22 protein-coding genes, 1 pseudogene and 1 riboswitch are annotated in these 23,238 nt (G+C 73.6%); of the genes and pseudogenes, 12 read left to right on the top strand and 11 right to left on the bottom strand.

Annotated features, from left to right (window positions below):
* Positions 1 to 22: 22 nt before the first annotated feature.
* Positions 23 to 682: a riboflavin synthase gene (locus tag CG736_RS06765; RefSeq protein ID WP_100585251.1), complete on the bottom strand. Its 660-nt coding sequence runs from the start codon at positions 680 to 682 to the stop codon at positions 23 to 25.
* A 188-nt stretch (positions 683 to 870) separates the two neighbouring features.
* A riboswitch (FMN riboswitch) is annotated at positions 871 to 998 on the bottom strand.
* Positions 999 to 1,147: 149 nt separating this feature from the next.
* Between CG736_RS06765 and CG736_RS06760 the strand changes: the two genes are divergently transcribed.
* The 3 genes from CG736_RS06760 (at position 1,148) to CG736_RS06750 (ending at position 3,657) form a co-directional block, all read left to right on the top strand.
* Positions 1,148 to 1,396: an SCO4226 family nickel-binding protein gene (locus CG736_RS06760; protein WP_100585250.1), complete on the top strand. Its 249-nt coding sequence runs from the start codon at positions 1,148 to 1,150 to the stop codon at positions 1,394 to 1,396.
* 44 nt (positions 1,397 to 1,440) lie between these two features.
* Complete coding sequence (locus CG736_RS06755) at positions 1,441 to 2,079, top strand: MSMEG_1061 family FMN-dependent PPOX-type flavoprotein (RefSeq protein WP_232733843.1); 639 nt, start codon at positions 1,441 to 1,443, stop codon at positions 2,077 to 2,079.
* A gap of 189 nt (positions 2,080 to 2,268) precedes the next feature.
* A complete protein-coding gene (locus CG736_RS06750) occupies positions 2,269 to 3,657 on the top strand; it encodes an FAD-dependent oxidoreductase (protein ID WP_100585248.1) in 1,389 nt (462 codons plus the stop codon).
* A 160-nt stretch (positions 3,658 to 3,817) separates the two neighbouring features.
* On the opposite strand, the gene CG736_RS06745 is transcribed toward CG736_RS06750, so the two are convergent.
* Both CG736_RS06745 and CG736_RS06740 read right to left on the bottom strand, forming a co-directional pair.
* Positions 3,818 to 4,468: an ABC transporter ATP-binding protein gene (locus tag CG736_RS06745; RefSeq protein ID WP_100585247.1), complete on the bottom strand. Its 651-nt coding sequence runs from the start codon at positions 4,466 to 4,468 to the stop codon at positions 3,818 to 3,820.
* Entirely contained in the window at positions 4,465 to 5,577 is a 1,113-nt protein-coding gene (locus CG736_RS06740; protein ID WP_100585246.1) for an ABC transporter permease, read from the bottom strand. Before CG736_RS06740 ends, CG736_RS06745 begins: the two co-directional genes overlap by 4 nt.
* Positions 5,578 to 5,684: 107 nt before the next feature.
* Here CG736_RS06740 and CG736_RS06735 point away from each other — a divergent pair, with 107 nt between their 5' ends.
* Positions 5,685 to 6,317: a TetR/AcrR family transcriptional regulator gene (locus CG736_RS06735; protein ID WP_100585245.1), complete on the top strand. Its 633-nt coding sequence runs from the start codon at positions 5,685 to 5,687 to the stop codon at positions 6,315 to 6,317.
* Between the two features lie 255 nt (positions 6,318 to 6,572).
* Positions 6,573 to 8,966, top strand: a complete 2,394-nt coding sequence (locus CG736_RS35990) for an LPXTG cell wall anchor domain-containing protein (RefSeq protein WP_157815449.1) — start codon at positions 6,573 to 6,575, stop codon at positions 8,964 to 8,966.
* A 19-nt stretch (positions 8,967 to 8,985) separates the two neighbouring features.
* Here CG736_RS35990 and CG736_RS06725 read toward each other — a convergent pair whose 3' ends face one another.
* Entirely contained in the window at positions 8,986 to 10,395 is a 1,410-nt protein-coding gene (locus tag CG736_RS06725) for an FtsW/RodA/SpoVE family cell cycle protein (protein ID WP_100585243.1), read from the bottom strand.
* Positions 10,396 to 10,547: 152 nt separating this feature from the next.
* Here CG736_RS06725 and CG736_RS06720 point away from each other — a divergent pair, with 152 nt between their 5' ends.
* The 4 genes from CG736_RS06720 (at position 10,548) to CG736_RS36960 (ending at position 14,547) form a co-directional block, all read left to right on the top strand.
* Entirely contained in the window at positions 10,548 to 11,489 is a 942-nt protein-coding gene (locus CG736_RS06720; RefSeq protein WP_198520383.1) for a cytochrome c oxidase assembly protein, read from the top strand.
* 159 nt (positions 11,490 to 11,648) lie between these two features.
* Positions 11,649 to 12,038: a DUF302 domain-containing protein gene (locus tag CG736_RS06715; protein ID WP_100585241.1), complete on the top strand. Its 390-nt coding sequence runs from the start codon at positions 11,649 to 11,651 to the stop codon at positions 12,036 to 12,038.
* Between the two features lie 143 nt (positions 12,039 to 12,181).
* A complete protein-coding gene (locus tag CG736_RS06710; RefSeq protein ID WP_100585240.1) occupies positions 12,182 to 14,350 on the top strand; it encodes an MMPL family transporter in 2,169 nt (722 codons plus the stop codon).
* A gap of 29 nt (positions 14,351 to 14,379) precedes the next feature.
* Positions 14,380 to 14,547, top strand: a complete 168-nt coding sequence (locus CG736_RS36960; protein ID WP_167349374.1) for a hypothetical protein — start codon at positions 14,380 to 14,382, stop codon at positions 14,545 to 14,547.
* 58 nt (positions 14,548 to 14,605) lie between these two features.
* Here the strand turns inward: CG736_RS36960 and CG736_RS06705 are convergent, their stop codons facing one another.
* The 3 genes from CG736_RS06705 to CG736_RS06695 all read right to left on the bottom strand — a co-directional run bounded on the left by CG736_RS06705 (position 14,606) and on the right by CG736_RS06695 (position 17,077).
* Positions 14,606 to 15,274 carry an endonuclease gene (locus CG736_RS06705; RefSeq protein ID WP_100585239.1) on the bottom strand — a complete coding sequence of 223 codons (669 nt, stop codon included), beginning with the start codon at positions 15,272 to 15,274 and terminating at the stop codon, positions 14,606 to 14,608.
* 101 nt (positions 15,275 to 15,375) lie between these two features.
* Positions 15,376 to 16,068 (bottom strand): HAD family hydrolase, encoded by a 693-nt coding sequence (locus tag CG736_RS06700; protein WP_100585238.1) that lies wholly within the window; start codon positions 16,066 to 16,068, stop codon positions 15,376 to 15,378.
* 37 nt (positions 16,069 to 16,105) lie between these two features.
* The gene (locus CG736_RS06695; protein ID WP_100585237.1) at positions 16,106 to 17,077 is read right to left on the bottom strand and encodes an ADP-ribosylglycohydrolase family protein; all 972 of its coding nucleotides are present in this window, start codon (positions 17,075 to 17,077) and stop codon (positions 16,106 to 16,108) included.
* A gap of 102 nt (positions 17,078 to 17,179) precedes the next feature.
* Here CG736_RS06695 and CG736_RS06690 point away from each other — a divergent pair, with 102 nt between their 5' ends.
* Both CG736_RS06690 and CG736_RS06685 read left to right on the top strand, forming a co-directional pair.
* Entirely contained in the window at positions 17,180 to 17,968 is a 789-nt protein-coding gene (locus tag CG736_RS06690) for a phytanoyl-CoA dioxygenase family protein (RefSeq protein ID WP_100585236.1), read from the top strand.
* 49 nt (positions 17,969 to 18,017) lie between these two features.
* Positions 18,018 to 18,221 carry a hypothetical protein gene (locus tag CG736_RS06685; RefSeq protein WP_100585235.1) on the top strand — a complete coding sequence of 68 codons (204 nt, stop codon included), beginning with the start codon at positions 18,018 to 18,020 and terminating at the stop codon, positions 18,219 to 18,221.
* A 13-nt stretch (positions 18,222 to 18,234) separates the two neighbouring features.
* On the opposite strand, the gene CG736_RS06680 is transcribed toward CG736_RS06685, so the two are convergent.
* Complete coding sequence (locus CG736_RS06680) at positions 18,235 to 18,978, bottom strand: SOS response-associated peptidase (RefSeq protein ID WP_043908296.1); 744 nt, start codon at positions 18,976 to 18,978, stop codon at positions 18,235 to 18,237.
* 60 nt (positions 18,979 to 19,038) lie between these two features.
* Positions 19,039 to 20,010, bottom strand: a complete 972-nt coding sequence (locus CG736_RS06675; RefSeq protein WP_100585234.1) for an aldo/keto reductase — start codon at positions 20,008 to 20,010, stop codon at positions 19,039 to 19,041.
* A 112-nt stretch (positions 20,011 to 20,122) separates the two neighbouring features.
* On the opposite strand from CG736_RS06675, the gene CG736_RS06670 reads away from it, so the two are divergent.
* Entirely contained in the window at positions 20,123 to 20,803 is a 681-nt protein-coding gene (locus CG736_RS06670) for a (2Fe-2S)-binding protein (RefSeq protein ID WP_100585233.1), read from the top strand.
* Positions 20,804 to 21,231: 428 nt separating this feature from the next.
* On the opposite strand, the pseudogene CG736_RS06665 reads toward CG736_RS06670, so the two are convergent.
* Positions 21,232 to 22,335: pseudogene (locus tag CG736_RS06665) on the bottom strand (serine hydrolase domain-containing protein).
* Positions 22,336 to 22,436: 101 nt separating this feature from the next.
* Positions 22,437 to 23,225, bottom strand: a complete 789-nt coding sequence (locus tag CG736_RS06660) for a helical backbone metal receptor (protein WP_232733842.1) — start codon at positions 23,223 to 23,225, stop codon at positions 22,437 to 22,439.
* Positions 23,226 to 23,238: the final 13 nt, after the last annotated feature.

Genomic DNA, 23,238 nt, shown 5'->3' with positions numbered 1-23,238 from the left:
AAGGTCAGATCTGCGATCGCGCTCACTTGGATTCCCCCAGGGTGTCGGGCAGTGCACGGGTTTCGAGCAGTCGTTCCACGTACTTGGCGAGCACGTCCACCTCCAGGTTGACGGGGTCGCCCACCGCCTTCACCCCGAGCGTGGTCAGGGCGAGCGTGGCGGGGATCAGCGAGACGGTGAAGCTGTCCAGGGCCGCCTCGACGACGGTGAGGCTCACTCCGTCCACGGTGATCGACCCCTTCTCCACCAGGTAGCGCGAGATCGGCTGCGGCAGGGAGAAACGCACCACCTCCCAGCGCGGATTCCCGTCCGCGTCCAGGTCGCCCGGCTCGCGGGAGAGCAGGGCGCCGGTGGCGTCGACGTGGCCCTGCACCAGGTGGCCGCCGAGTCGGGCGCCGAGCGCCATCGCCCGCTCCAGGTTGACCCGGGAGCCGGGGCGCAGTGCGCCGAGGCTGGAGCGGCGCAGCGTCTCGCGCATCACGTCGGCGCTGAACTCGCCGTCGCGCTTGGCCAGTTGCTCGCTGTCGTCGACGACGGTGAGACACACGCCGTTGACCGCGATGGAGTCGCCGTGGCGGGCGTCCGCGGTGACCAGCGGGCCGCGCAGGCGGATTCGCGAGGATTCGCCGATCTCCTCGATGGAGACAACCTCGCCGAGCTCTTCGATGATGCCGGTGAACACCCGGGTTCTCCTCGCGCTTAGGGGCGCGGACTCCGGGGCGGCATTCGGGAGCCGACTGCGGACGTGGCGTGCCGAGGACGCCCCCGCGAGGCCATGACTCGTCGTCGTGGCACGGGTTCGCCGCCGGAAATGCCGTGCTTCCGCACCCCGGCCCTCGGGTGGGCCGTGGTGTGAACACACCTGTCCGCCGCGCACGCCTCCCATCCGGACTTTAACCGTCGGTCCAGGAATTTCACCTGGTCAACCGGCCGCTGGCTGCGGACGGGTCGCGGACTGTAACCGCCGGCTCGGAATTTCACCGACCCCGGAGTGCGCTGAACGTCACTGCTACTGCACCAGCATTCTTGCACGCGCATGTACGTCGAAGGCAAGAAACGCTCCCTGTGGCCTGGTTCACGCCCCGGGGCGCAGGGTGGAGGTGAGCGCCCCCGCACGGGGGGCTCCCGGCCGAGGAGTTGAGCGACGATGACGATGTTCATGGACGTCCACCACGGGATGGCCGGCATCACCGCCGAACAGTTGAAGGCCGCCCACGAGGCGGACCTCGCGGTGCAGGGCGGGGAAGGTGTGGAGTTCCGGCAGGCCTGGGCCGACCCGGAGTCCGGCACCGTCTACTGCCTGTCCTCCGCACCGTCCAAGGAGGCCGTCCAGCGCGTCCACGAGCGCACCGGACACCCCGCCGACGAGGTGCACCCCGTTCCGCTGCAGATCTGACCCGCTCGCCGCGGACGCGGTGAACGGGGATAGGGTCGGGTCGCGTGATCTTCGACGCCCTCGCCGCTGAGGCGATCCACGACCCGGCCCGACTGCGGGAGTTGTACGAGCAGCCGAGCCCGCTGGTGCAGCGCAAGCAGGTCGACCGCCTGCACGAGGCGGCCCGGCGGCTGGTCGGCTGCGCCTCCCTGGTGTTCGTCGCCACCGCCGACGCGGACGGCAACTGCGACGCCACCCCGCGCGGTGGCCCGCCCGGGTTCGTCTCCGTGCTGGACGAGCGGACGATCGCCGTCCCCGACGCCACCGGCAATCGCCGGCTGGACAGCCTGCACAACATCGTCGCCACCGGAAAGGCCGGGCTGATCTTCCTGGTGCCCGGCCGGGCCGCCACCCTGCGCATCAACGGCCGGGCCTGCGTCAGCACGGACCCGCGGCTGCTGGAACAGCTCACCCCGGTCGGCAAGCCGCCGCGCAGCGCGATCGTGGTGTCCGCCGACGAGGTGTACGGGCACTGCCCGAAGGCACTGCTGCGCAGCTCGGCCTGGAATCCCGAGCAGTGGCTGCCCGCCGACGCGATGCCCAGCTCCGCCGAGATCACCCTGTCCCATCTGGACGACCCGTCGCTGACGCTCGACCAGGTCCTGGCCGCCGAGGAGGAGTCGCTGCGCCTGCGCTACGAGTGAGTCGGGGCCGGTCCGGGGGCGGGGCGGCGCTTCGTGCATGCTGGAGGGCACGGGGAAAGCCGCATAGGCAGAACTTTGGGGGGCCATAGCTTCGGCTTATGACGACATAAGCCGAAGCACCGTACCGGGCGCGCCCGCACGCCGGAAGGCTGGCGGTACGCGCCCAGAGCCGAACAGGAGTACCTGCCCATGTCCCGCCCCGTCCGGGTGGCCATCGTCGGTGCCGGCCCCGCCGGGATCTACGCCGCCGACGCGCTGCTGAAGTCCGAGCTGGCCACCGCCCCCGGTGTCTCCATCGACCTGATCGAGCGGCTGCCCGCCCCCTTCGGCCTGATCCGCTACGGCGTCGCCCCCGACCACCCGCGGATCAAGGGCATCGTCACCGCCCTCCACCAGGTCCTCGACAAGCCGCAGGTCCGCCTGCTCGGCAACGTCGACTACCCCGGCGACCTCTCCCTCGACGAGCTGCACCGCTTCTACGACGCCCTGGTCTTCGCCACCGGCGCCGAGGCCGACCGCGACCTGGCGATACCCGGCATCGAGCTCGACGGCTCCTACGGCGCCGCGGACTTCGTCTCCTGGTACGACGGCCACCCCGAGGTCCCCCGCGAGTGGCCGCTGGAGGCCGAGCAGGTCGCCGTCCTCGGCGTCGGCAACGTCGCCCTGGACGTCGCCCGGGTGCTCGCCAAGACCGCGGACGAGCTGCTGTCCACCGAGATCCCGCCGAACGTGTACGACGGCCTGTCCGCCAACCGCGCCGTCGAGGTCCACGTGTTCGGCCGCCGCGGCCCCGCGCAGGCCAAGTTCTCCCCGATGGAACTCCGCGAGCTCGACCACTCCCCCACCATCGAGGTGATCGTCGACCCCGAGGACATCGACTACGACGACGCCTCGATCGCCACCCGGCGCGCCAACAAGCAGGCCGACATGGTCGCCTCGACCCTGGAGAACTGGGCGATCCGCGACATCGGCGACCGCCCGCACCGCATCCACCTGCACTTCTTCGAGAACCCCGTCGAGGTCCTCGGCGAGGACGGCCGGGTCGTCGCCCTGCGCACCGAGCGCACCGAACTCGACGGCACCGGCAACACCGTCGGCACCGGCGCCTTCCGCGAGTGGCCCGTCCAGGCGGTCTACCGCGCGGTCGGCTACCGCTCCGACGAGCTGCCGAAGCTGCCCTTCGACGCCCTCTCCTCGACCGTTCCGCACGAGGCGGGCCGGGTCCACGAGAACGGCGCCCACCTCCCCTCCGTCTACGTCACCGGCTGGGTCAAGCGCGGCCCCGTCGGCCTGATCGGCCACACCAAGGGCGACGCCAACGAGACCGTCGCCTGCCTGGTCGCCGACCACGCCTCCGGCCGCCTCCGCCCCGCCACCGAGCCCGCCGAGGACGCGGTGGTCGACTTCCTCCGCTCCCGCGGCGTCGACTTCACCACCTGGGAGGGGTGGCACCGGCTCGACGCGTTCGAGAAGTCCCTCGGCGATGCGGAGGGCCGCGAGCGGGTGAAGGTCGTGGACCGGGTGGCGATGCTCGACGCTTCGGCGAGCGACAGGGTTGCGGAGCGCAAGCCTCAGTAGCCGGCGGGCGCGGAACCCGTCCGCAAGGTCGCGATCAAGTGCAGGTCATTGCCCTGCGTCGCGATCTTGCGGTCGGGCGCCTTCCGCTTCGCGCAGTTCTCCCCCAGCCCTGGCGGGCCGGGAGGTACCCCCACGCGCCCCCGGTGGTGCTCACCTCCCCTTACATCCGAATCACCTCTGTCGCCGCGTCCACGACCACCGGATCGTGGGTCGCCACCAGTGCCACGCAGCCGCGTGCGCGGGCTGTGCGGGCGATCAGGTCGGTGAGGGTGCCGGCCTGGTCGCGGTCGACGGCTGCGGTGGGTTCGTCGATCAGCAGGAGCTGGGGTTCGAGGAAGAGGGCGCGGGCCAGGGCGACGCGTTGCCTCTCGCCGCCGGAGAGCTGGTCCGCGCGGTGGCGCAGGCGGTGGCCGAGGCCGACGTCGCCGAGGGCCGTCTCCGCCGCGGCGCGCAGCCGCCTGGCGGGGCGCCCGGCGATGGACGCGGCGGCCAGCAGCTGTTCGACGGTGGTGAGTCCGCCGAGCAGGTTGCCGCTCTGGAACATGTAGCCGATCTGTTCGCGCCGGGCCCTGGCCCGCTCGCCGTCCCCGAGCTGCGCCAAGTCCGCGTCACCGAGCAGCACCTGTCCGCTGTCGGGTCGCAGCAGCGCACCGGCCACGGCGAGCAGGGTGGACTTTCCGGAGCCCGACGGTCCGACCAGGGCGGTCAGCTCGCCGGGGCGGCACGCGGCGGAGACGTCTCGCAGGACGGGTGTCCTCGCGTCGCCGTGGCCGAGCGAGACGGACACCTGGCGCAGGGTGAGTGAGGTCATCGTCCGGCTCCCAGCATGGTCATCGGGTCGGCGGTGGCGACCCGGCGGAGGGTGAGGGCGGCGCCGGCGAGGGCGGCGAGGGCGACGGTGGCCATGGTCGCGGTGAGGGCCAGTCCGGGGAGGCTGAACGGGACTTCGGCGCCGACCAGGAGGCCGACGGCCGAGGCGAGTGCCGCGCCGGCCAGGGTGCCGCCGAGGACGACGGCCGCGGCCTGGACCAGGGTGTGTCCGAGGAGTCGGCGCCGGGAGGCGCCCATCGCGCGCAGCAGGGCGAGTTCGGGTTGCCGTTGGACGGTCCAGACGCCGAAGAACGCGCCGACCACCAGCGGGGCGATCAGGTACAGGAAGAACTGGATGGACGTCATGGTGACGCGTTCGCCGGTGTAGCCGGGTGCGGCGGCGTACGCGTCGGTCACCGCGACGGTCCTGGTCCCGAGCTCGCCGTCCGCGGCGTCGAGGTTCGCGGCGGACGCCGCCCGCAGGGCTATCGCGCTGTACTGCTGCGGCAGCCCGGCGGCGGGCGTGCTCGCGCCGGGGGCGGTGAAGCGGATCGCCTGCCAGGTGGCGGTGGTGACGTAGCCGGCCGGGACGTGGCCGTAGGAGGCGCGGCCGGTGATGCCGGTGACCTTGAGGGCGATGCCGAGCCGGTCGACAGTGAGGGTGTCGCCGATCGCGACGCCTTCTTCGGCGAGCTTCCGGGAGATCACCAACTGGCCGTCGCCGCCGAGGCGTTGACCGTCCTCGACAGCCGGGTCGAGGAACGAGCCGACCTCGACGCCGAACGCGGCGAGGTCGACCTCGGCGTGCCGGTCGGTGGTGCCGCGGGTGATGGTGACGCCGAGCGGGGTGGCCTGCACGCCGGGGCGCTGCTGCCAGCCGGCCAGCGTCTCGGCGGGGACGAGGCTGCGGGCGAACTGGTCGGACTTCGCGTCCGGGGAGAACGCCAGGTGGGTCGCGGGCAGGCGGCGCAGCGCGGAGACGGTGTCGTCGCCGAGTCCGGTGGTGAACCCGGAGACGATTCCGACCAGGGCGGCGACCAGCAGGACGACGCAGCCCATGAGCAGGAAGCGGCCGCGGGCGGCCTTGAGTTCGAGCAGGGCGAGGTACACCGTGCTCCTTCCGAGAGGCGAACAGTGATGGGGACAGTGCGTCCCCAAGATAAACATGGCGACACTGCGTCCCCAACACCGGGGGTACCGCCTTCTAGACTGTCGGGGTGCCGAAGATCAGCGCCGCCACGGTCGCCGACCATCGCGCCCAGCAGCGCCGGGCGCTGGTCGACGCTGCCCGCGAGCTGCTGGAGAGCGAGGGCGACGCGGCCGCCGTCACCTTCGCCGCGGTCGCCCGCCGCACCGGCCTGGCCCGCAACAGCGTCTACAAGTACTTCGCGGACCGCGCCGAACTGCTCTCCGCCGTGGTGCGGGAGTCCGCCCCCCGTTGGACGGAGCGCATCACCGCCGCGATGGCCGCCGCCGACACCCCCGAGCAACGGGTCGCCGCCTACGTCCGCGCCCAGTGCGAGCTGGTCCGCGACGGCGAGCACCGGATCGCCCGCGCGCTGGCCGGCGACCGCGACGCCGCCGCCCTGCGCGAGGCCGCCGGCCACGCGCACCGCGAACTGCTCACCCCCCTGATCACCGCCCTCGTCGAACTCGGCGACAACAGACCGGAGTTCACCGCCCAACTCCTCCAGGGCCTGGTGAACGCGACCGTCACCGCCCTCGAATCCGGTGCCCCGTACGCCCCCACCACCGACCGCGCCACCACCATGGCCGTCGCCGCCCTCAGCGCGATCCGGGAAGAGCACAAGCAGGGGCGCGGAGAACTGCGCGAAGCGGAAGGCATCTGACCGCAGGATCGCGACGCAGGACAACGACCTGCACGTGATCGCGACCTCCCGGACGGGCCGTGCGCTTGTCGCGCAGTTCTCCCCAGGGAGGCACCCCCGCGCGCGCCTGCTGGTGCACTCACTTGCCCTCGCGCCCGCGCGCGTTCTCGCGCCCGTTCGGGCGACTGGCGGTGTGTCAGGCCCCGTACTCGACTCTATACTTCGCGGTCGCGTGGTCAGCTCAGGACGTCCCTATCGCCGATCCGACGGGTCGTCATGCGCACTCTGCGGTTCCTGCTCGTCGCCGCGGTCCTCGCGGCACTCCCCGGCGCGGCCGCGGCCGCACCGGAGGCTTCCGACACCTTGCTGGTCACGTACGTCGCGCGGGTGTGCGACAAGTACGACAAGGTGATGGCCAACAAGGCCCGCAACAACATCCAGGAGTCGTTGCGGGATCTCGGCCCGGATTCGAACTACGCCCCGGGCGTGGCGGTCAATCCGACCAACGAGGCGGAGGGGACGCCCGTCCCGCCGTGCCGTCCGCTGCCCGGGTGGTCGTTCAGCACCGGGACGGGGTTCACCGCCAAGTCCCCGGCGACGCTCCAACTGACGACCGTGACCAAGCAGTTGCGGACCGGCATCACCACCCAGGACAGCACCCCGGAGCTGGACGCGCAGGGCAACCCGACCGGCCGCACGCTGGAGGGCGCGGTCACGGTGCAGCTGGACGCGAACGAGCTCGCGGCCGCCCGGAAGGCCGCACTGGTCGCGCAGGGCGGCACCAAGTCCGCGCCGCTGAACAAAATGCAGGACACCTACGGCTTCGCCGCGCTGCGCTGCTCGCAGGACAACCAGAACGGCGACAACGCGGAGTACGTGGACTTCCCGTCCGGCACCACGCACGTGTTCTGCTACTACTACGCGATCACCCCGCCGCCGGGCGCGGGCACCATCACGGTGACCAAGCGGATCGTGGACGGCTCCAACGGCGTGGGCTCGTTCCGCTACGACGGCAACCTGTCGTACGCGGACACCAACAACGACGGCGTCAACGACTTCGTGCTGACGGCGAGTTCGACCAAGTCCGCGTCGATGGACTTCGTCCGCGGCGAGACCCGGGAAGGCGACGAACCGTGGCACTTCAAGGAGTTCGTCGATCCGGCCACCGGCTGGGTGCCGGCCGGGCGACCGGTGTGCACCGCGGTGAACGCGGACGGCGGGCCGGGCACCAGCACCTCGGTGACCGACCACAGCGGGCTGGCCTCGGTGACGCTGGCCGCCGGTGACCACGTGACGTGCGTGTACAGCAACGAGCGGGCGGCGGGCCCGGCCCTGCTGGAGAAGGAGAGCCTCGGCGGGACGGGAACCTTCGACCTCACCGTCACCGGGCCGCCCGAGGCGGAGATCACCACCGAGAACGTCGTCACCACCACCGACCCGGGCGTGCCCGTCACCGTCGCGTCCGCCGCGCACCCGGTGCCCGGGCACTACGAGCTGAGCGAGGTGATCCCGGCACCCGACGCCACCGGCCACTGGGCGACGCCGACGGCGTTCTGCAACGGCACCGAGCTGCCCGTCACGGTCGGGGCGCCGACCCCCGCCGCGCCGAACGGCACCTGGCAGGCCGGGTACGACCTGGTTCCCGAGGCCGAGGCCAAGTGCCTGATCACCAACCGGTTCGTGCCCGGCGGCCGGATCGACATCGAGAAGGTCACCGAGGGCGGCACCGGCACCTTCCGCTACACGATCAGCGCCGGCCCCGAGCCGCGGGACGAGAGCGTCGCGTTCCCGAACCCGCAGTCCGCCGTCGTCACCACCACCGCCGAGGGCACCCCGACCACCGCGCACCCCGCCGACGGTTCCGCCGGCCCGGCCGCCGACCTGCTCCCGGTCGGCCCCGGAGTGCGGTACGTCGTCCAGGAGTTGCTGCCGGCGCCGCCCGACGACGGCTGGTGGGAGCTGGAGGCCGCGGACTGCGGGCCCGGCCAGGGCCGGACGGACCTGGAGCAGGCCGTGGTCGAGGTGAACCTGACGGCCGACCACCCGACGCCGACCTGCCGGTTCACCAACCGGCTGCACCACTTCACCGGCCTGGACGTGGTCAAGGTGACCAGCGACGACACCGCGCTGCGCCCGGGCACCGCGCACCTGGACCTGCGGTGCCCCGCCTACGCCGAGCCGCTCGGCCTGGACGTCCCGCCGGGCACGGACCGCGGCGAGATCGAGGTGCGCACCTCCGTCCCGCCGGCCACCTGCGTCCTCACCGAGCCCGCCACCGGCGCGGCCGACGGCGTCACCGTCGTCACCAGCGCGGTGCTGACCAGCGACGACGGCAGCAGCACGCCGATCACGCTGGGCGAGGAGTTCACCGTCCCCGCCGAGCACACCTCGACGGTCACCGTCACCAACCGGATGACCCGCCGGGCTCCGTCGCCGTCCCCGTCGCCCACGCCGACTCAGACGCCGCCCCCGTCCGCCGGCGCCCCGGGCGGCCCGCGGCCGTCCGCCCCGGAGGGTCCCGGGTCGGAGGAGGTGGCGGGGACGCCCGGCCACCATGCGCTGCCCAGCACCGGCTCCTCGCCGCTGCCGCTGCTGGTCGCGGTGTCGGCCACCGTGCTGCTGATCGCCGGCGGCACCCTGTTCGCGGCGGCCCGCCGACGCCGGCACTGACGGCGCAGCCGACGAACCCTCACCCGCCCCGGACCGCGTCGCGCGGTTCCGGGGCGGGTTGCAGTTCGGCCCGGCCGGCGGCGTCGGAGAGTTTGATCAGGACGGCGGTGAGCAGCCAGTTCGCGGTCAGCGAGGAGCCGCCCGCGGCGAGGAACGGCAGGGCCTTGCCGGTCAGCGGTATCAGCCCGGTGACGCCGCCGACCACCACGAAGACCTGGAGCGCCACGGCGGCGGCCAGGCCGGTGGCGAGGAGTTTGCCGAACGGGTCGGTGACGGCGACGGCGGTGCGCAGGGCGCGCTGCACGAACAGGCCGTAGAGCAGCAGGACGGCCATGCCGCCGGCCAGGCCGAGTTCCTCGCCGATGGTGGTGAAGATGAAGTCGCTGCGTCCGGCGAAACCGATCAGGAAGGGTTTGCCCTGGCCGAGTCCGGTGCCCAGCACCTGGCCGCTGCCGAGGCTGAACATCGCCTGTGCGGGCTGGTCGGAGACCAGGGCCGGGTTGTGCACCGGTTTGTAGTAGTCGAGCGGGTGCAGCCAGGCCTCGACCCGGCCGTGCACGTGCGGTTCCAGGTCGCCGACCACGGACGCGCCGGCGGCGGCCATCAGCAGGCCGATCAGCACCCAGCCGGTGCGTTCGGTGGCGGTGTAGAGCATCACCACGAAGACGCCGAAGAAGATCAGCGAGGTGCCGAGGTCGCGTTCGAAGATCAGCACCAGCAGGCTGATCACCCAGATCGCCAGCACCGGCCCGAGGTTGCGGCCGCGCGGCAGGTTCACGCCCCACACCTTGCGGCCGGTCAGCGCGAGCGCGTCCCGGTTGGCCGTCAGGTAGCCGGCGAAGAACACCGCGATGGCGACCTTGACGAACTCGTCGGGTTCGAAGGAGAGCCCGCCGAGCCGGATCCAGCGCTTGGCGCCGAAGCTGTCGCCGGGGAAGAACGCGGGCGCGGCCAGCAGCACCAGGGCACCCGCCATGATCAGGTAGACGTACTTCTGGAACAGCCGGTGGTGCTTGACCGCCGCCAGCAGCACGGCGGCCGCCAGCATGGCGATCACCGTCCACTGCACCTGGCTGGGCGCGGCAGGGATCTTCTGCCAGTCGCCCTTGGCGGCGTGCCAGATCGCGTACGAGTAGTCGAGGCGGTCGAGCAGCACCAGGCCGAAGCCGGTGAGCAGCACCGCCAGCGCCAGGATCAGCGGGTCGGCGTAGGGGGCGAAGCGGCGCACGACGAGGTGCAGGACGGCGGCGAGGGCGGCCAGGCCGGCGCCGTAAGGAAGCAGGCCGGGCGGGAGGGTGCCGCGCAGGGCGAGGTTCGCGGTGCACCAGCCGGCCAGGCAGACCGTCACGGCGAGGGCCAGCAGGCCGAGTTCGACGTTCCGGCGGTGTGCGGCGCGGCGGCTGCCGACACTGCGTTCGGTGCGTCCCACCCGGCCCCCCTCCCAGTAGATTTCTACAGGCGTGTAGAACTTCAATGCCGGATCCTCGCACGGACCCGGCGCTGCGACGACGCCGGGCACCCGCCTCCGGTTCCACCCGCCGGGCGGCGCGGCCGGAAAACGACCGAAGGAGAGCCACCGCCATGTCCCGTTCCTCGCCCTGGCACTGGTCGGCGCTGGCCGACACCTGGACCTTGGAGCCGGCCGTCGCCGCCCTGACCGTCCTGCTGGCCGGCAGCTACCTGGTCGGCGTCCGCCGCCGCGGCGGCTGGCCCTGGTACCGGACGGCGGCGTTCCTCGGCGGCCTCGCGGTGTGGGTGTGGACCACCAGCTCCGGCCTGGGCGTGTACGAGCGGGTGCTGTTCACCGACCGCGCCGTGCAGCTGGTGCTGCTGCTGATGCTGGTCCCGCTGCTGCTGGCGCTCGGCGCCCCCGTCTCGCTGCTGGCCGACACGCTGCCGGCGGCCGGCCGGGAGCGGCTGCGCGCGGCGCTCGGCGGCCGGGTCTCCCGGGTGCTGATGTTCCCGCTGGTGTCGACCGTGCTGCTGGTCGCCCCGCCGTGGCTGCTGTACTTCACGCCCTGGTACCGGGAGACGCTGACCAGCACCGCCGGGAACATCGGCTTCCACCTGCTGCTGGTACTGCTCGGCCTGCTGTACTTCTGGCCGCGGCTGCAACTGGACCCGGTGGCGCACGAGTACCCGCTGCTGCTGAGCGTGGTGATCACCTTCGTCGAGGTGGTGTTCGACGCGGCGCTCGCCCTGGTGCTGCTGTACGGCGGCCGGCTGATCGCCGAGCCGTACTACGCCTCGCTGGCCCGCGACTGGGGCCCCTCGCTCGCCCGGGACCAGTTCGTCGGCGGCAACGCGATCTGGATCCTCGGCGACCTGGTCGGCCTGCCGTTCCTGGTCGCGCTGATCCGCCGCCTGATCGTCACCGGCCGGGCCGAGACCGCCGCCGTGGACGCCGCGCTGGACGCCGCCGAGCAGGCCGCCGAGCGGGCGGTGGACGCGGGCGAGGCCCCGGCGGGCGACCGGCCGTGGTGGCTGGACGACCCCAATCTGCGCCACCGCTACGGCGGCTGATCGACGTCCGGCCGGCCGGGTGAGACGCACGTCACCCGGCGCGCCCGGGAATGCGCCTCCCGACGGTCCGGTTGCACCCGACGTACGCTGAATACCCATGGGGGTATCGAAGCGCCCCAATTCGGACAACCGCGGCATCGACCAGAGAGGCTCGGCGACATGACCGACGACTTCACCGCCATCCTGAGCGGCCCGTTCACGGACGCGGCCGACCGGGTCCGCGCGGCCCTCGCCGAGCAGGGCTTCGGCATCCTCACCGAGATCGACATGACCGCCACCCTGAAGGCCAAGATCGGCGTCGAGATGGAGGACTACCTGGTCCTCGGCGCCTGCAACCCGCCGATCGCGCACCGCGCCCTGGAGATCGACCGCCGGGTCGGCCTGCTGCTCCCGTGCAACGTGGTGGTGCGCGACATCGGCGGCGGCATCCTGGTCGAGGCCATGGACCCGCAGCTGATGGTGCAGTTCACCGGCCGTCCCGAGCTCGGCGCCGTGGCCGACGAGGCCGCCGCCAAGCTGCGCGCCGCGATGGCCGCCCTGAAGGCCTGACCCGCACACCCCGGCAGGGGGCGCCCCCACGCCCCCTGCCCCCCCCTTGCATCCGCACCCCGGCCTCCGCCTGCCCCCGCATATACCCCCCTAGGTATTACCCTTGGATCGGCGGATCCCCCCGCCCGCTTGGAGAAACACCTGTGAACCGCTCCGCCCCCGCGCCGGCCGCCTCCGCGCCCCCGGCCGTCGCCCCGCCCCGGGACGGGCTGCTCGGCCGCCTCGGCGTCTGGTCCGTCCACCACTTCAAGACCGTGCTGGTCGGCTGGCTGATCGTGGTGATCGGCCTCGGCGCCTTCGCCCCCAAGGTCACCTCCGCGCTCTCCGGCGCGGGCTGGCAGGCCAACGGCTCGGACTCGGTGAAGGTCCGCACCCTCGCCGAGGAGCACTTCGCGGGCAACGCCTCCTCCGCGATCCAGATCGTGGTGCACGCCGACCGCCCGGTGACCGACCCCGGCGTGCAGCAGGTGGTCGACCGCGTCACCGCGCTGGCCGCCGCCGACTCCCGGATCTCCACCGTCGTCCCGCCGCAGCCCGGCGCGACCATCAGCCAGGACGGCCGCACGGCCGTGCTGCTGGCTGGCGCCAACGCCTCGCCGGACGACATGGTGCGCGCTGCCGACGACCTGAAGGAGCCGCTGCGCGAGCTGTCCGGCGGCGGCGTGGACGTCACCGCGACCGGCGCGTCCGTGCTGTGGAGCGACTTCAACACCGCCAACCACGACGCGATGATGAAGTCCGAGATCATGTCCTGGCCGGTCACCCTGGCCATCCTGGTGCTGGCGTTCGGCTCGCTGGTCGCCGCCGGACTGCCGCTGCTGCTGACCATGGCCGGCCTGGCCGCCTCGGCCGGCTCGCTGGTGCTGATCAGCCACCTGTTCCCGGTCTCCATCTGGGCGATGAACTTCGCCATGATGTTCGCCCTCGCACTGGGCATCGACTACGCACTGTTCCTGGTCGTCCGGTTCCGCGCCGCCCGGGCCAAGTCCGAACGCGGCAGCGACAGTTCACGGTCGGTCGCGGAGACGATGGACACCGCGGGCAAGGCCGTGCTGCTCTCCGGCGCCACCGTGCTGGTCAGCCTGTCCGCCGTGATGCTGGTCCCGTCCCCCGCGTTCCGCTCGATGGCCGGCGGCATCATGCTGGCCGTGCTGTTCGTGCTGGCCGCCACCCTGACCCTGCTGCCCGCCGTGCTCGGCAGGCTCGGCCACCGCGTCGACGCCGTGTCGCTGCCCTGGGCCAAGCGCGAGGCGCAGACCTCGCCGCGGTTCGAGGCCTGGGGCGAGCGGCTGTGGAAGCAGCCGCTGCGCTGGGGCGCACTGGCCCTGGTCGCCCTGCTGGCACTGGCCGCGCCGGTGATCGGCCTGCGCACCGCGATGCCCTCGATCAACGTGCTGCCCGACGACGCCAGCGCCAAGGCCGGCTACACCGCCGTCCAGCAGGCGTTCGGCGACGGCGCCCCCGGCACCCTGCAGATCCTCACCCCCACCGACCAGGCCGCGGCCACCGCGCAGACCGTCGCCAACACGCCCGGGATCGCCGGCGTGATGCCCGCGATGCCGGCCGCCGACGGCACGAACTGGTCGATGATCCAGGCCGTCCCGTCCGTCGACCCGTCCGACCCGCAGCTGGGCCAGACCGTGAACACGCTGCGCGCCGAACTGCCCGACCACACCCTGGTCGGCGGCGCCTCGGTGGAGAACCTCGACCTGCAGCACCTGCTGACCGAGAAGACCCCGCTGGTGATCGGCGTCGTCATGGCGCTCGGCTTCGTGCTGCTGCTGCTCGCGCTGCGCGCCCCGCTGATCGCGGCGCTCGGCACCGCGGCCAGCCTGCTGTCCACCGGCGCGGCGTTCGGCGTCGCCCGGCTGGTCTTCCAGGACGGCCACGGCTCAGGACTGCTGGGCTTCACCCCGCAGGGCTTCCTGGACGGCTGGGCGCCGGTGTTCTTCTTCGCGATGATCTTCGCGATCGCGATGGACTACACCGTCTTCCTGCTGGCCTCCGCGAAGGAGCAGTACGAGCGCACCGGCGACCCGCGCAAGGCGATGGTCGGCGCGCTGTCCCACTCCGGCCGGGTGATCTTCGCGGCGGCCGCCGTGATGGTCGCGGTGTTCTTCACCTTCGCCATCTCCGGCCCGCTGCCCCCCAAGGAGATGGGCATCGTGCTCGGCGTCGCCGTCCTGCTGGACGCCGCCCTGGTCCGACTGGTCCTGCTGCCCGTCCTGCTCCGCCTGACCGGCCGGGCCGCCTGGCACACGCCCCGCTGGCTCGACCGCGTCCTGCCCAACATCCCCTTCTCGCACTCCTGACACCCCCTCCCCCGAAAGGACCCACCACCATGTGTCGTCGCATCACCTGCAAGACCTGCAACAAGCCCTCCTACGCCGGCTGCGGCATGCACGTCGAGCAGGTCCTCGCGGGCATCCCCAAGTCCCAGCGCTGCTCCTGCACCCTGGCCGACAAGGCCTCCTCGGGTTCCTGGCTGAGCCGGATCTTCGGCCGCTGACCCGACCGGACCGCGCCCCCGCCCACCGTCAGGGCGGGGGCGCTCGGCGTTCCCGGGGTCAGACCCCGGCGGGCTCCGCGCTGTCGGGGGAGGCGGCCAGGACGCGTTCGGCCATCGCGGGGTCGAGGGCGGCGCGGACCAGGGCGTCGGCCAGCCGGTGGAGGTCGGCGGGGTCGATCAGGTCGGCGAGCTCGGCGGGGTCGGTGGGGAGGCCGAGGCGTTCCGCGCCGACGGTGGCGCGGGGGTCGAGGGCGGGACGCAGGTGCGGCCAGACCGCCTGGGCCTCACGGCAGAACGCGGCCGCGCCGGCCGGGCCGATGCCGGGGAAGCGCTGCAGCAGGGCGCGGGTGCGCTCGGGGCGGCCCTGGGACGCGGCGGCGAGCTTGCGCAGGTCGCCGCCGTACTCGCCCTCGGCCAGCCGGGCGCATTCGCCGAGCCGGGTGGCGGTGCCGTCGGCGAAGTGCTGGTAGCGGCCGGCGATCAGCGCGTCCTTGCGCTGCTGCCAGTCGAGTTCCAGCGTGCCGGCGGGCGTGCCGGCGCCGGCCGCGACCAGGGAGGCCGTGCCGGTGACGGCGATCTCGGCCTGGATCCGGGCCGAGACCAGGTTGCTGAGCATCAGCAGTTGCCACAGTTCGGCGGGGCGGTCGGCGATCTCGATGCCTGCCTGTTCGGCGTGGGTGGTCCCTGCGTCCGCCACCAGCACCGCCACTCGTTGTCGCGCGTCCATACCGGTCTCCCTGGGTCCCTTCGCTGACGAACCGTCAGCCCTCCGGCCCGACGGTACGCGGAGGGGGGCCCGGGCGGCCCGGAGGCACGCCGCGCAGGGGGTCAGTCCAGGAGCGGGGCGACCTCGGCCAGGGTGCGGACCCGGGGCACCTCGACGGCGACGCCGGTGGGCTCGCGCTCCAGCCAGATGCCGAGCAGCCCGGCCTCGGTGGCGGCCTGCGCGTCCACGTCCAGCCGGTCGCCGACGTACGCGGTGCGCCCGGGGGCGACGCCGAGGGCGCGGCAGGCCAGGTGGAAGATCGCCGGGTCGGGTTTGGCGCAGCCCGCCTCGGCGGAGGCGGTGGTGTGCGGGGCCAGGACGCCGAGGCCGACGGTGCGCAGCTTGGCGCGCTGTATGTCGCCCTCGCCGTTGGTGATCACGCCGAGCTGCCGCCCGGCGCCCAACTCGCGAACGGCGCGCGGCACTTCGGGGAACGCCCGCCAGGATCTCCGGTACCTGCGCAGGTAGCCGGCGAACCAGGCGTCGGCCCGTTCGTCCGACCACTCCCCCAGCCCGAGGTGCCGGGCCAGGCCGAGCGCGCGGACCCGGCGCTGCTGCTGCACCGTCAACTCGCCGGCCAGGTAGCGGTCGTACTCGCGCTGTTCCAGCTCCCGCCAGAACCGCAGCAGCCCGTCGCGGTCCAGCTCCCGCCCGGGGAGTTCGGCGGCCGCGCCGGCCAGCACGGCGGCCTCGGCGGCCCCGTCGTGGTCCATCAGCGTGCCGTCGAGGTCGAACAGCACCGCCTCGATGCGCATCCGCCCCTCCTCGGCCCGTCCTGCCTGCACCGTCACCCTATCCGGCGCGCCGACGGACCGTCACCAGGGCCCGGCCGGGCCCGCGGGTCTGGAGCCGGCCCTCCAGTTCCTCCACGACGGTGGCCAGCAGTGCGCCGGGCCGCCGGGCGCCGTCGCAGTGGGACGGGTGCGACTCGACCTCGGCGCCGACGGCCCGTTGCCCACTGCCGGACGGGACGACGCGGATGGCGGCGACCTCGTCCCCGGAGACGGCGAAGTGCAAGTGCAGGACGCCCGCTTCGGCCCGAGCCACCCAGCGCGCCGCCCGGTGGCCGGCCCGGTAGCGGTTCCACTGCTCCTCGGGGAAGTGCATCGCCTCCGGGACGGGGTGGGGCCGGGGCAGCCGCATCCGGGTGAGGTGCGGCAGCGGCGCGGGGATGCCGCCGGGGGCGGGGAACGCCCAGGCGGACAGGAAGTGCTCCGCGGTGAGCGGCTCGGTGCGGCAGCGCACCGCGTGGGCGGCGGCGACGGCCACCGCGATCGCGCCGTCCACCGCGTCCGGGTGGGTGTGGGTGATCACGGCGGTGTCGGCGGCCGGCCGGACGACGGCGGCCGGGTCCTCGGCGTACGCGGCGCCCAGCGGGGCCACCCGCATGGCCGCGCCGTTGCCGAACGAGCCCTGGCCGTCGAAGAGTTCGGCCGCCAGTCGGCGGGCGTCGCCGCCCTCCCGGATCAGCCGCAGCAGGCGGTTCGCGGCGGGCCCGTAGCCGCGGTCGAAGTCGTGGCGGTACGCGAAGGCGTGGGTGAGGTCGTAGCTGTCGATGGCGCCGCGCTCGGTCTGCGCGGCGTACACCGAGCAGGCCATCTCGGTGTCGTCGGTCCACGGCCAGGGGCCGGGCGGGACGGTGCCGGCGGCGAAGTGGGCGCGGGCGGTGGCGGGGACGAAGAACTGGGCGCCGAGGGCGTCGCCGACGGACAGGCCCTGGAGGGCGTCGAACGCGGGGCCGGTGTGCGGGGCAGGCGTGGTCATATGGTCCCCACCGAAGCGCGCCGGGCGCCGGTCCGTCAAGTCCGGCCCGGTGGGCGGTAATTCATTTGCGGCACCGCGTGGACCGGTCGAGAATCCGCTCCCATGAGTGTCCTTTCCGAGCAGCAGATCGAACGTTTCGTCACGGACGGCTTCGTCCGCCTGGAGGGTGCGTTCTCGCCCGAACTGGCCGCCGAGTGCCGGGAGTTCCTGTGGCAGGAGATGGGCCTCGACCCGGCCGACCCGGCAGGCTGGACGCAGCCGGTGGTGCGCCTGGGGGGGTTCGGGCAGGAGCCGTTCCGGCGGGCCGCGACCACCGAGCGCCTGCACGGCGCGTTCGACCAACTGGTCGGCGCGGGCCGCTGGACGCCGCAGCCGTGGCTGGGCACCTTCCCGATCCGCTTCCCGCACCCGGACGACCCGGGCGACGCCGGCTGGCACATGGACGCGAGCTTCACCCCGGACGGCGAACAGGGCTACTGGCTCAACCTGGTCTCACGCGGCCGGTCGCTGCTGATGCTGTTCCTGCTGTCCGACGTGGACGAGGCGAACGCGCCGACCCGGATCAAGGTCGGCTCGCACCTGGACCTGCCGCGCCTGCTGGAGCCGGCCGGGGACAAGGGCGTGGAGATGTTCGCGTTCTGCGCCGAACTCGACCGGGCCGGAGTGCTCGACAGCCCCGAGCGGGAGACCGCCCTCGCCACCGGACGGGCGGGGGACGTGTACCTGTGCCACCCGTTCCTGATCCACGCCGCGCAGCCGCACCACGGCACCGAGCCGCGCTTCCTCGCCCAGCCGGCGCTGCTGTCCACCGCCGACCTGGTGCTGGAGCGCGCGGACGGGGCGTACTCGCCGGTGGAACGCGCCGTCCGGCTCGGCCTGGGTCGCGCGTGACGCCGCCCCTTCCTGCGATGATCAAGGCAGGTTCGCGGAAGGGGAAGCCATGATCGGCGTGTTGCTGGTGGTCGTACTGCTGCTGGTGGTGGGCGGCTGCGGCTGCGTGGTGTGGGCCGAGCGCGGCGGGCCCGCGTGGGTCCGTGCCGTGTCGCGGGCGACGCTCGGCGCGGGCGAGGTGACCCGGCGGGCCGCGCGTCGCCGGGCGATCGAGCAGCGCCGCCACCAGAACAACTCGGGCGACACGGACTGAGGCCGACGGCGCGTCAGTCCGCGATCCCCAGTGGGTCGGGGGCCTCGGCGAGCAGCTGCGGGCCGTTCTCGGCGACCCGGTTGACGGCCGTGGGCACCGCCCGGACCAGGATGTCGCCGTCGGCGGGGCGGTGCAGCAGGTGGTGCAGGTCGGCCCGGTCGCTGTGCGCCGGGTCGAGCCAACTGTCCACGTCCTGGCGGGTGATGGTGAGCGGCATCCGGTCGTGCACCCGCCCCGCGCTGTCGGTGGCGTCGGTGGTCAGGATGGTCGCCGTCGCCAGCCAGGCCGCCGGGTCGTCCTCCGGCAGGCTCGCGTCCCGCCAGAATTCGTACAGCCCGGCCATCAGCATCAGCTCGCCGGTGCTCAGGAAGTACGGCTGCTTGTACGCCTTGCGGCCGTCGCCCGCCGGGACGGGCCGCCACTCGTAGTAGCCGTCGGCGGGGATCACGCAGCGCCGGGCGGCGAACGCCTTGCGGAACGAGGGCTTCTGGTCGACGGTCTCCGAGCGGGCGTTGATCAGCCGGGCCGCGCCGGAACGGTCCTTCGCCCAGGACGGCACCAGGCCCCAGCGCAGCGTCCGCAGCTGGCGCACCACCTCGCCGGTGTCGTGGTCGACCCGTTCCAGCACCGCCGGGATCGGGTCGGTCGGCGCGACGTTCCAGCTCGGCGCGAGCGCCTCGGTGGGGTTCCAACGCGCGACGTCGAGCAGGGCGACCAGGTCACCGGGCTCGGTGGTGGAGACGAAGCGACCGCACATGCGCCCCACCCTGCCACCGAACCCCGACAACCGCACGCACCCCACGCGATCCCGGACGGCTCAGGAGTAGAAGTTCCGGTCCCAGCGGTGTCCGGCCAGCACCTTCAACTCGGCCTCGCCGAGCGGCACTCCGTCACCGACCGCGGCGTTGCGCTCGACGTTGCGCACCGAGCGCATGCCGGGGATCACGGTGGACACCGCGGGCTCGCTCAGCACGAACCGCAGCGCCGCCTCCGCCAGCCCGTCCGCCCCGATGCCCAGGTCCGCGGCGATCGCGGCGGCCCGGCGCTCGACCTCCGCCAGCCGGTCGCCGCGGAAGTAGCGCTGCCGGAAGTCGCCGTCCGGGAACACCGTGTCGGGCGTCAGCCGACCGGTCAGCCCGCCCTCGTCCAACGCGACCCGGACGATCACCCCGACGCCGTGCTCCTGGCAGGCCGGGAACAGCTCGTCCAGCGGCGACTGGTCGAAGACGTTGAAGATCACCTGCACCGCGTCCACCGCGCCGCTGCGCACCAACTCCACGGCGCTGTGCGGCTCGTGGTCGTTGATGGAGACGCCGAACAGGCCGATCAGCCCCTCCTCCTTGAGCTCGGTGACGGTCTCCAGCCAGTCGCCGCGGCCCATCCACTCGTCGTGCCAGACGTGGAACTGCACCAGGTCGAACCGCTCCAGCCCGCTGGCCCGCAGCGAGGTCTGCACGCTCTCCCGGATGTGCGCCCCCGGGAAGGTCTCCGCCGGGTCCACCCCCGGACGGGCCGGCCACTGCCGGTTCAGCGGCGGCACCTTGGTGGCCACCCGCACCTGCTGCCCGGCCGCGGCGCGCTCCCGCACCACCTTGCCCACCAGCCGCTCGCTCTCGCCGTACCCGCGGGCGGTGTCGATGAAGTTCACCCCCAGGTCGATCGCCCGGTGCAACGCCGCCAGCGACTCGTCCTCCCGCGCCCCGATCCAGCCCGACGCGCCGATCCCCCACGCCCCGAAGCCGACCTCCGACACCTCGACCCCGCTGCGCCCCAACTGCCGGTACCGCATTCGTCGTTCCTCCTCCGCGCCGAAAGTCCCTCAGCTCGCGACGATAGGCGGCGGGGCCGCCGGAAGCCAGCGGAATCCGGTCCTCCCGAACGGCCCGACTACACTCCGCGCCATGACCGTCCCCCCGCCGCTGTCCGCCCTGGGCCCGTACTTCGCGACCCTCGCCGGCGACCCGCCCGCCGGGTTCCGGCCGCTGCGCGAACTGTCCGCCCCGGACGGCCCGTTGGCGGCCCGGATCGCCGAGGTGGCCCGGCTGCTGGGCACGGACGAGACCCGCGTCGCCGCCTCCACCGCCCACCTGGGCCTGGCCGCCCGCCTCTGGTCGGTCGCCCTCGGCGCCGCCGTCACCACCGGACGCCTCCCCGACCTGGACGCCGCCCGGTTCGCCCTCCCGCCCGAGGGCCCGTTCGACCTCTGGCTGCCCGGCCCGCTCGGGCCCGAAGCCGCCCCGGCCGCGCTCCACGCCCTGGTGATGGACCGCCACCTGCACCCCCTCGCCGATGCCGTCCGCGCCCTCACCCCACTCGCGCCCGGCCTCCTCGCGGGCAACGCCGCCTCCGCGCTGGTCGGCGCCGCCCGCCGACTAGCCACCGTCCCATCCCTCCGCACTCCCGCCACTGCCCTGGCCCGCGCCCTCCTCGCCTCCCCCGCCCTCGCCCCCACCGGCACCCCCACCCCGCCCCCCGCTCCCCTCGCCTTCCGCCGCACCTCCTGTTGCCTCTACTACCGCACCCCGTCGGGCGGACTCTGCGGCGACTGCGTCTTCACCCGGGCCCCGAAGTCCCGCCGCTGACGGGAGACTTTCGGGAGACTTCGACGAGCGAAGGCCCGGACCGTCGGACGGCCGTGTCTGCCGCCGGGCGCCGCAGCCGTTCCCCGCACGGCTTCCCTGGCCGTCCCGGTCGTGAGCGACCGGCTGCGTCGGCTCGCGCGGCACGGATGGGCGTGGCGGACTCGTGGCCGGTCCGGCTGCCACGGCCGACTCGGTGCGACTCGTCCCGGAGCCCATCGGCGGCGGGCCGCGGCAGCGAAGCCTGCCGGCGGCAACCGGCCGCTGGGGCGAAGGAGATACGGCCGGCGCGGGCCCCTTCCACCGACGGGCCGGCACGTGCTCGGATCCGCCCGCGTGCGGGTCATCGCCTGCGTCGCGATCCTGCGGTGCGGTGCGTCAACCCTTCGCGGAGTTCCCCGCCCCCGGCTGCGCTCCCCCGCGCCCGGGCGTCATTCCCTTGCGGCTTCGGCGACCAGGGCGCCGATGCGGTCGACCGCCGTTGCGGGGCCGGGGGAGAAGCGGTTCCTGGTGAGGGCGAAGGAGAGCCCGGTGGCCAGGTCGGCCCAGGCCGCGCTGCCGCCCATGCCGGGCATGCCGAAGACGGTCGGGGTCCGCCCGGGGTCGGCGCCGGGGCGGCCCAGGTTGTAGCCGAGGGCGCGGGGAGTGGGGAAGCCGACCATCTGGTCGGTCTCGGCGGTGGCGAGTGCGGTGATCTCGCGCAGGCGCGCTTCGGGGAGCAGGCGGACGCCGTCCACCTCGGTGAGCAGCGCGGCGTACATCCGGGCCGCCGCGCGGGCGGACATGGTGCCGCCGGAGGGGATGTCGGCGGTGAGCACCACAGAGTCGTTGCCGTAGGCCGCGCTGGGGGTGAGGGCGGGCGGGGTGGCCTTGAACAGGGGGAGGTCGGCGGGCATGGCCGCCGTCGTCCCGGCGCTGCCGGGGGCGTCCTCAAGTCGGGCGAGCCGGCCGAGCGCGGAGGCGGGGACGCCGAAGTACAGCTCGTCGGCGATGCCCAGCGGCGCCGCCACCTCTTCCCGGAGCACCTGCGAGATCGGTCGGCCGGTGGCCCGGCGGACCACTTCGCCCAGCACGTATTCTCAGGTCACCGCGTGGTAGCCGGTGCGGGTTCCGGGCTCCCACCAGGGCTCGGAGTCGGCGATCAGGGCGCACATGCCGTCCCAGTCGGCCAGGTCCGGCGCCGTGAGGCGGGCGGGGACGGCGGGCACGCCGATCGAGTGGGTCAGCGCGTGCCGGAGGGTCGCCTTCTCCTTGCCGTGGGCGCCGAACTCCGGCCAGAGTTCCACGATCGGCGTGTCGTAGTCGAGGGCGCCGCGCTCCGCGAGGACGTGCACCACGGTCGCCGTGACGCCCTTGCCGGTGGAGGCGCTGAAGAACGGGGTGTCCGAGGCGACCGGACGGCCGGTGGCCGGGTCGGCGACGCCCGCCACCGCGTCCACCGCCTTCTCGCCGCGCCGGTAAACCGCGACCTGGATGCCCAACTCCTCGCCGGACTCCACCAGTTGGTCAATGGACTGCTGGACGAGCTGCTGCATGGCGTGCCGCCTTCCCGGTTCTCGACTGCGGCGCTCACGGGCGCCGTTCGCCCGACGGTCGAGGCCGTCGGCCGGATCTCTACATCACCGGCATCGCCACCTCACCGGCCCGAGGTTTCCGCGGCGGCGAGCTGGGCGGCGAGGACGGCGGGCGCCTCGGCCAGCGAGGGCCCGTACCAGGTGAGATGGCGGCCGCTCAGCAGCGCGTACGGGAGGCCGGGGAACGCCTCCGGGCCGTCGGCGGCGGTGAAGCGGTACGGCTCGTCCGGGAGCGCCAGCAACTCGGCTCCGGCGTCGAGGAGTTCGGGGAGCGGGATGCGGGGGTACCGGCCCGGGTGGCCGGCGGTCACGACGGTGACGCCGAGGCGCCGGAGCAGGTCGGCGGCGAAGGTGTCCGCACCGAGCACCATCCACGGCCGCCGCCAGATCGGCACCACCGCCCGCACTCCCGCCGCCGGGTCCGGCACCCTCCCCCAGGCTTGCTGCGCCGCCGACAGCCAGGCGGGCTCCGGCAGTTGGCAGACTTCGGTTAGCAGGCGGCGCAGCGAGTAGAGCGCCTGGTCGAGGTCGCGGATCCGGGTCGTCCACACGGCCAGGCCGGCCGCCCGCAGCGCGGCGAGGTCGGGGGCGCGGTTCTCCTCCTCGTTGGCGATCACCAGATCGGGACGGAGCGTGACGATCCGCGGCACGTCCGGGTTCTTGGTGCCGCCGATCCGGGGCACGTCCAGCTCGGCGGGGTGGGTGCACCAGTCGGTGGCGCCGACCAGCAGGCCGGGCGCGGTGGCGGCCACTGCCTCGGTGAGCGAGGGGACCAGCGAGACGATCCGACGCACCTCCCCGAGCCGTACCGCGCATCCCTCGTCGTCCGTCAACTCCCTTGTCGCACACATGAAGGCCACGGTA

It is taken from the genome of Kitasatospora sp. CB02891 (genome assembly GCF_002803145.1).
Taxonomy (GTDB): domain Bacteria; phylum Actinomycetota; class Actinomycetes; order Streptomycetales; family Streptomycetaceae; genus Kitasatospora; species Kitasatospora griseola.
This window is presented reverse-complemented; position numbering and strand designations above follow the sequence as displayed.

What these genes read in the sequence shown, in the direction of transcription:
- CG736_RS06690 (WP_100585236.1), top strand. Translation starts at nt 17,180, where the DNA reads ATGAGTGTCCTTTCCGAGCAGCAGATCGAACGTTTCGTCACGGACGGC.
- CG736_RS06750 (WP_100585248.1), top strand. Translation starts at nt 2,269, where the DNA reads ATGTCCCGCCCCGTCCGGGTGGCCATCGTCGGTGCCGGCCCCGCCGGG.
- CG736_RS06660 (WP_232733842.1), bottom strand. Translation starts at nt 23,225, where the DNA reads ATGTGTGCGACAAGGGAGTTGACGGACGACGAGGGATGCGCGGTACGG.
- CG736_RS06685 (WP_100585235.1), top strand. Translation starts at nt 18,018, where the DNA reads ATGATCGGCGTGTTGCTGGTGGTCGTACTGCTGCTGGTGGTGGGCGGC.
- CG736_RS06705 (WP_100585239.1), bottom strand. Translation starts at nt 15,274, where the DNA reads ATGGACGCGCGACAACGAGTGGCGGTGCTGGTGGCGGACGCAGGGACC.
- CG736_RS06700 (WP_100585238.1), bottom strand. Translation starts at nt 16,068, where the DNA reads ATGCGCATCGAGGCGGTGCTGTTCGACCTCGACGGCACGCTGATGGAC.
- CG736_RS06695 (WP_100585237.1), bottom strand. Translation starts at nt 17,077, where the DNA reads ATGACCACGCCTGCCCCGCACACCGGCCCCGCGTTCGACGCCCTCCAG.
- CG736_RS36960 (WP_167349374.1), top strand. Translation starts at nt 14,380, where the DNA reads ATGTGTCGTCGCATCACCTGCAAGACCTGCAACAAGCCCTCCTACGCC.
- CG736_RS06680 (WP_043908296.1), bottom strand. Translation starts at nt 18,978, where the DNA reads ATGTGCGGTCGCTTCGTCTCCACCACCGAGCCCGGTGACCTGGTCGCC.
- CG736_RS06670 (WP_100585233.1), top strand. Translation starts at nt 20,123, where the DNA reads ATGACCGTCCCCCCGCCGCTGTCCGCCCTGGGCCCGTACTTCGCGACC.
- CG736_RS06675 (WP_100585234.1), bottom strand. Translation starts at nt 20,010, where the DNA reads ATGCGGTACCGGCAGTTGGGGCGCAGCGGGGTCGAGGTGTCGGAGGTC.
- CG736_RS06745 (WP_100585247.1), bottom strand. Translation starts at nt 4,468, where the DNA reads ATGACCTCACTCACCCTGCGCCAGGTGTCCGTCTCGCTCGGCCACGGC.
- CG736_RS06760 (WP_100585250.1), top strand. Translation starts at nt 1,148, where the DNA reads ATGACGATGTTCATGGACGTCCACCACGGGATGGCCGGCATCACCGCC.
- CG736_RS35990 (WP_157815449.1), top strand. Translation starts at nt 6,573, where the DNA reads ATGCGCACTCTGCGGTTCCTGCTCGTCGCCGCGGTCCTCGCGGCACTC.
- CG736_RS06720 (WP_198520383.1), top strand. Translation starts at nt 10,548, where the DNA reads ATGTCCCGTTCCTCGCCCTGGCACTGGTCGGCGCTGGCCGACACCTGG.
- CG736_RS06715 (WP_100585241.1), top strand. Translation starts at nt 11,649, where the DNA reads ATGACCGACGACTTCACCGCCATCCTGAGCGGCCCGTTCACGGACGCG.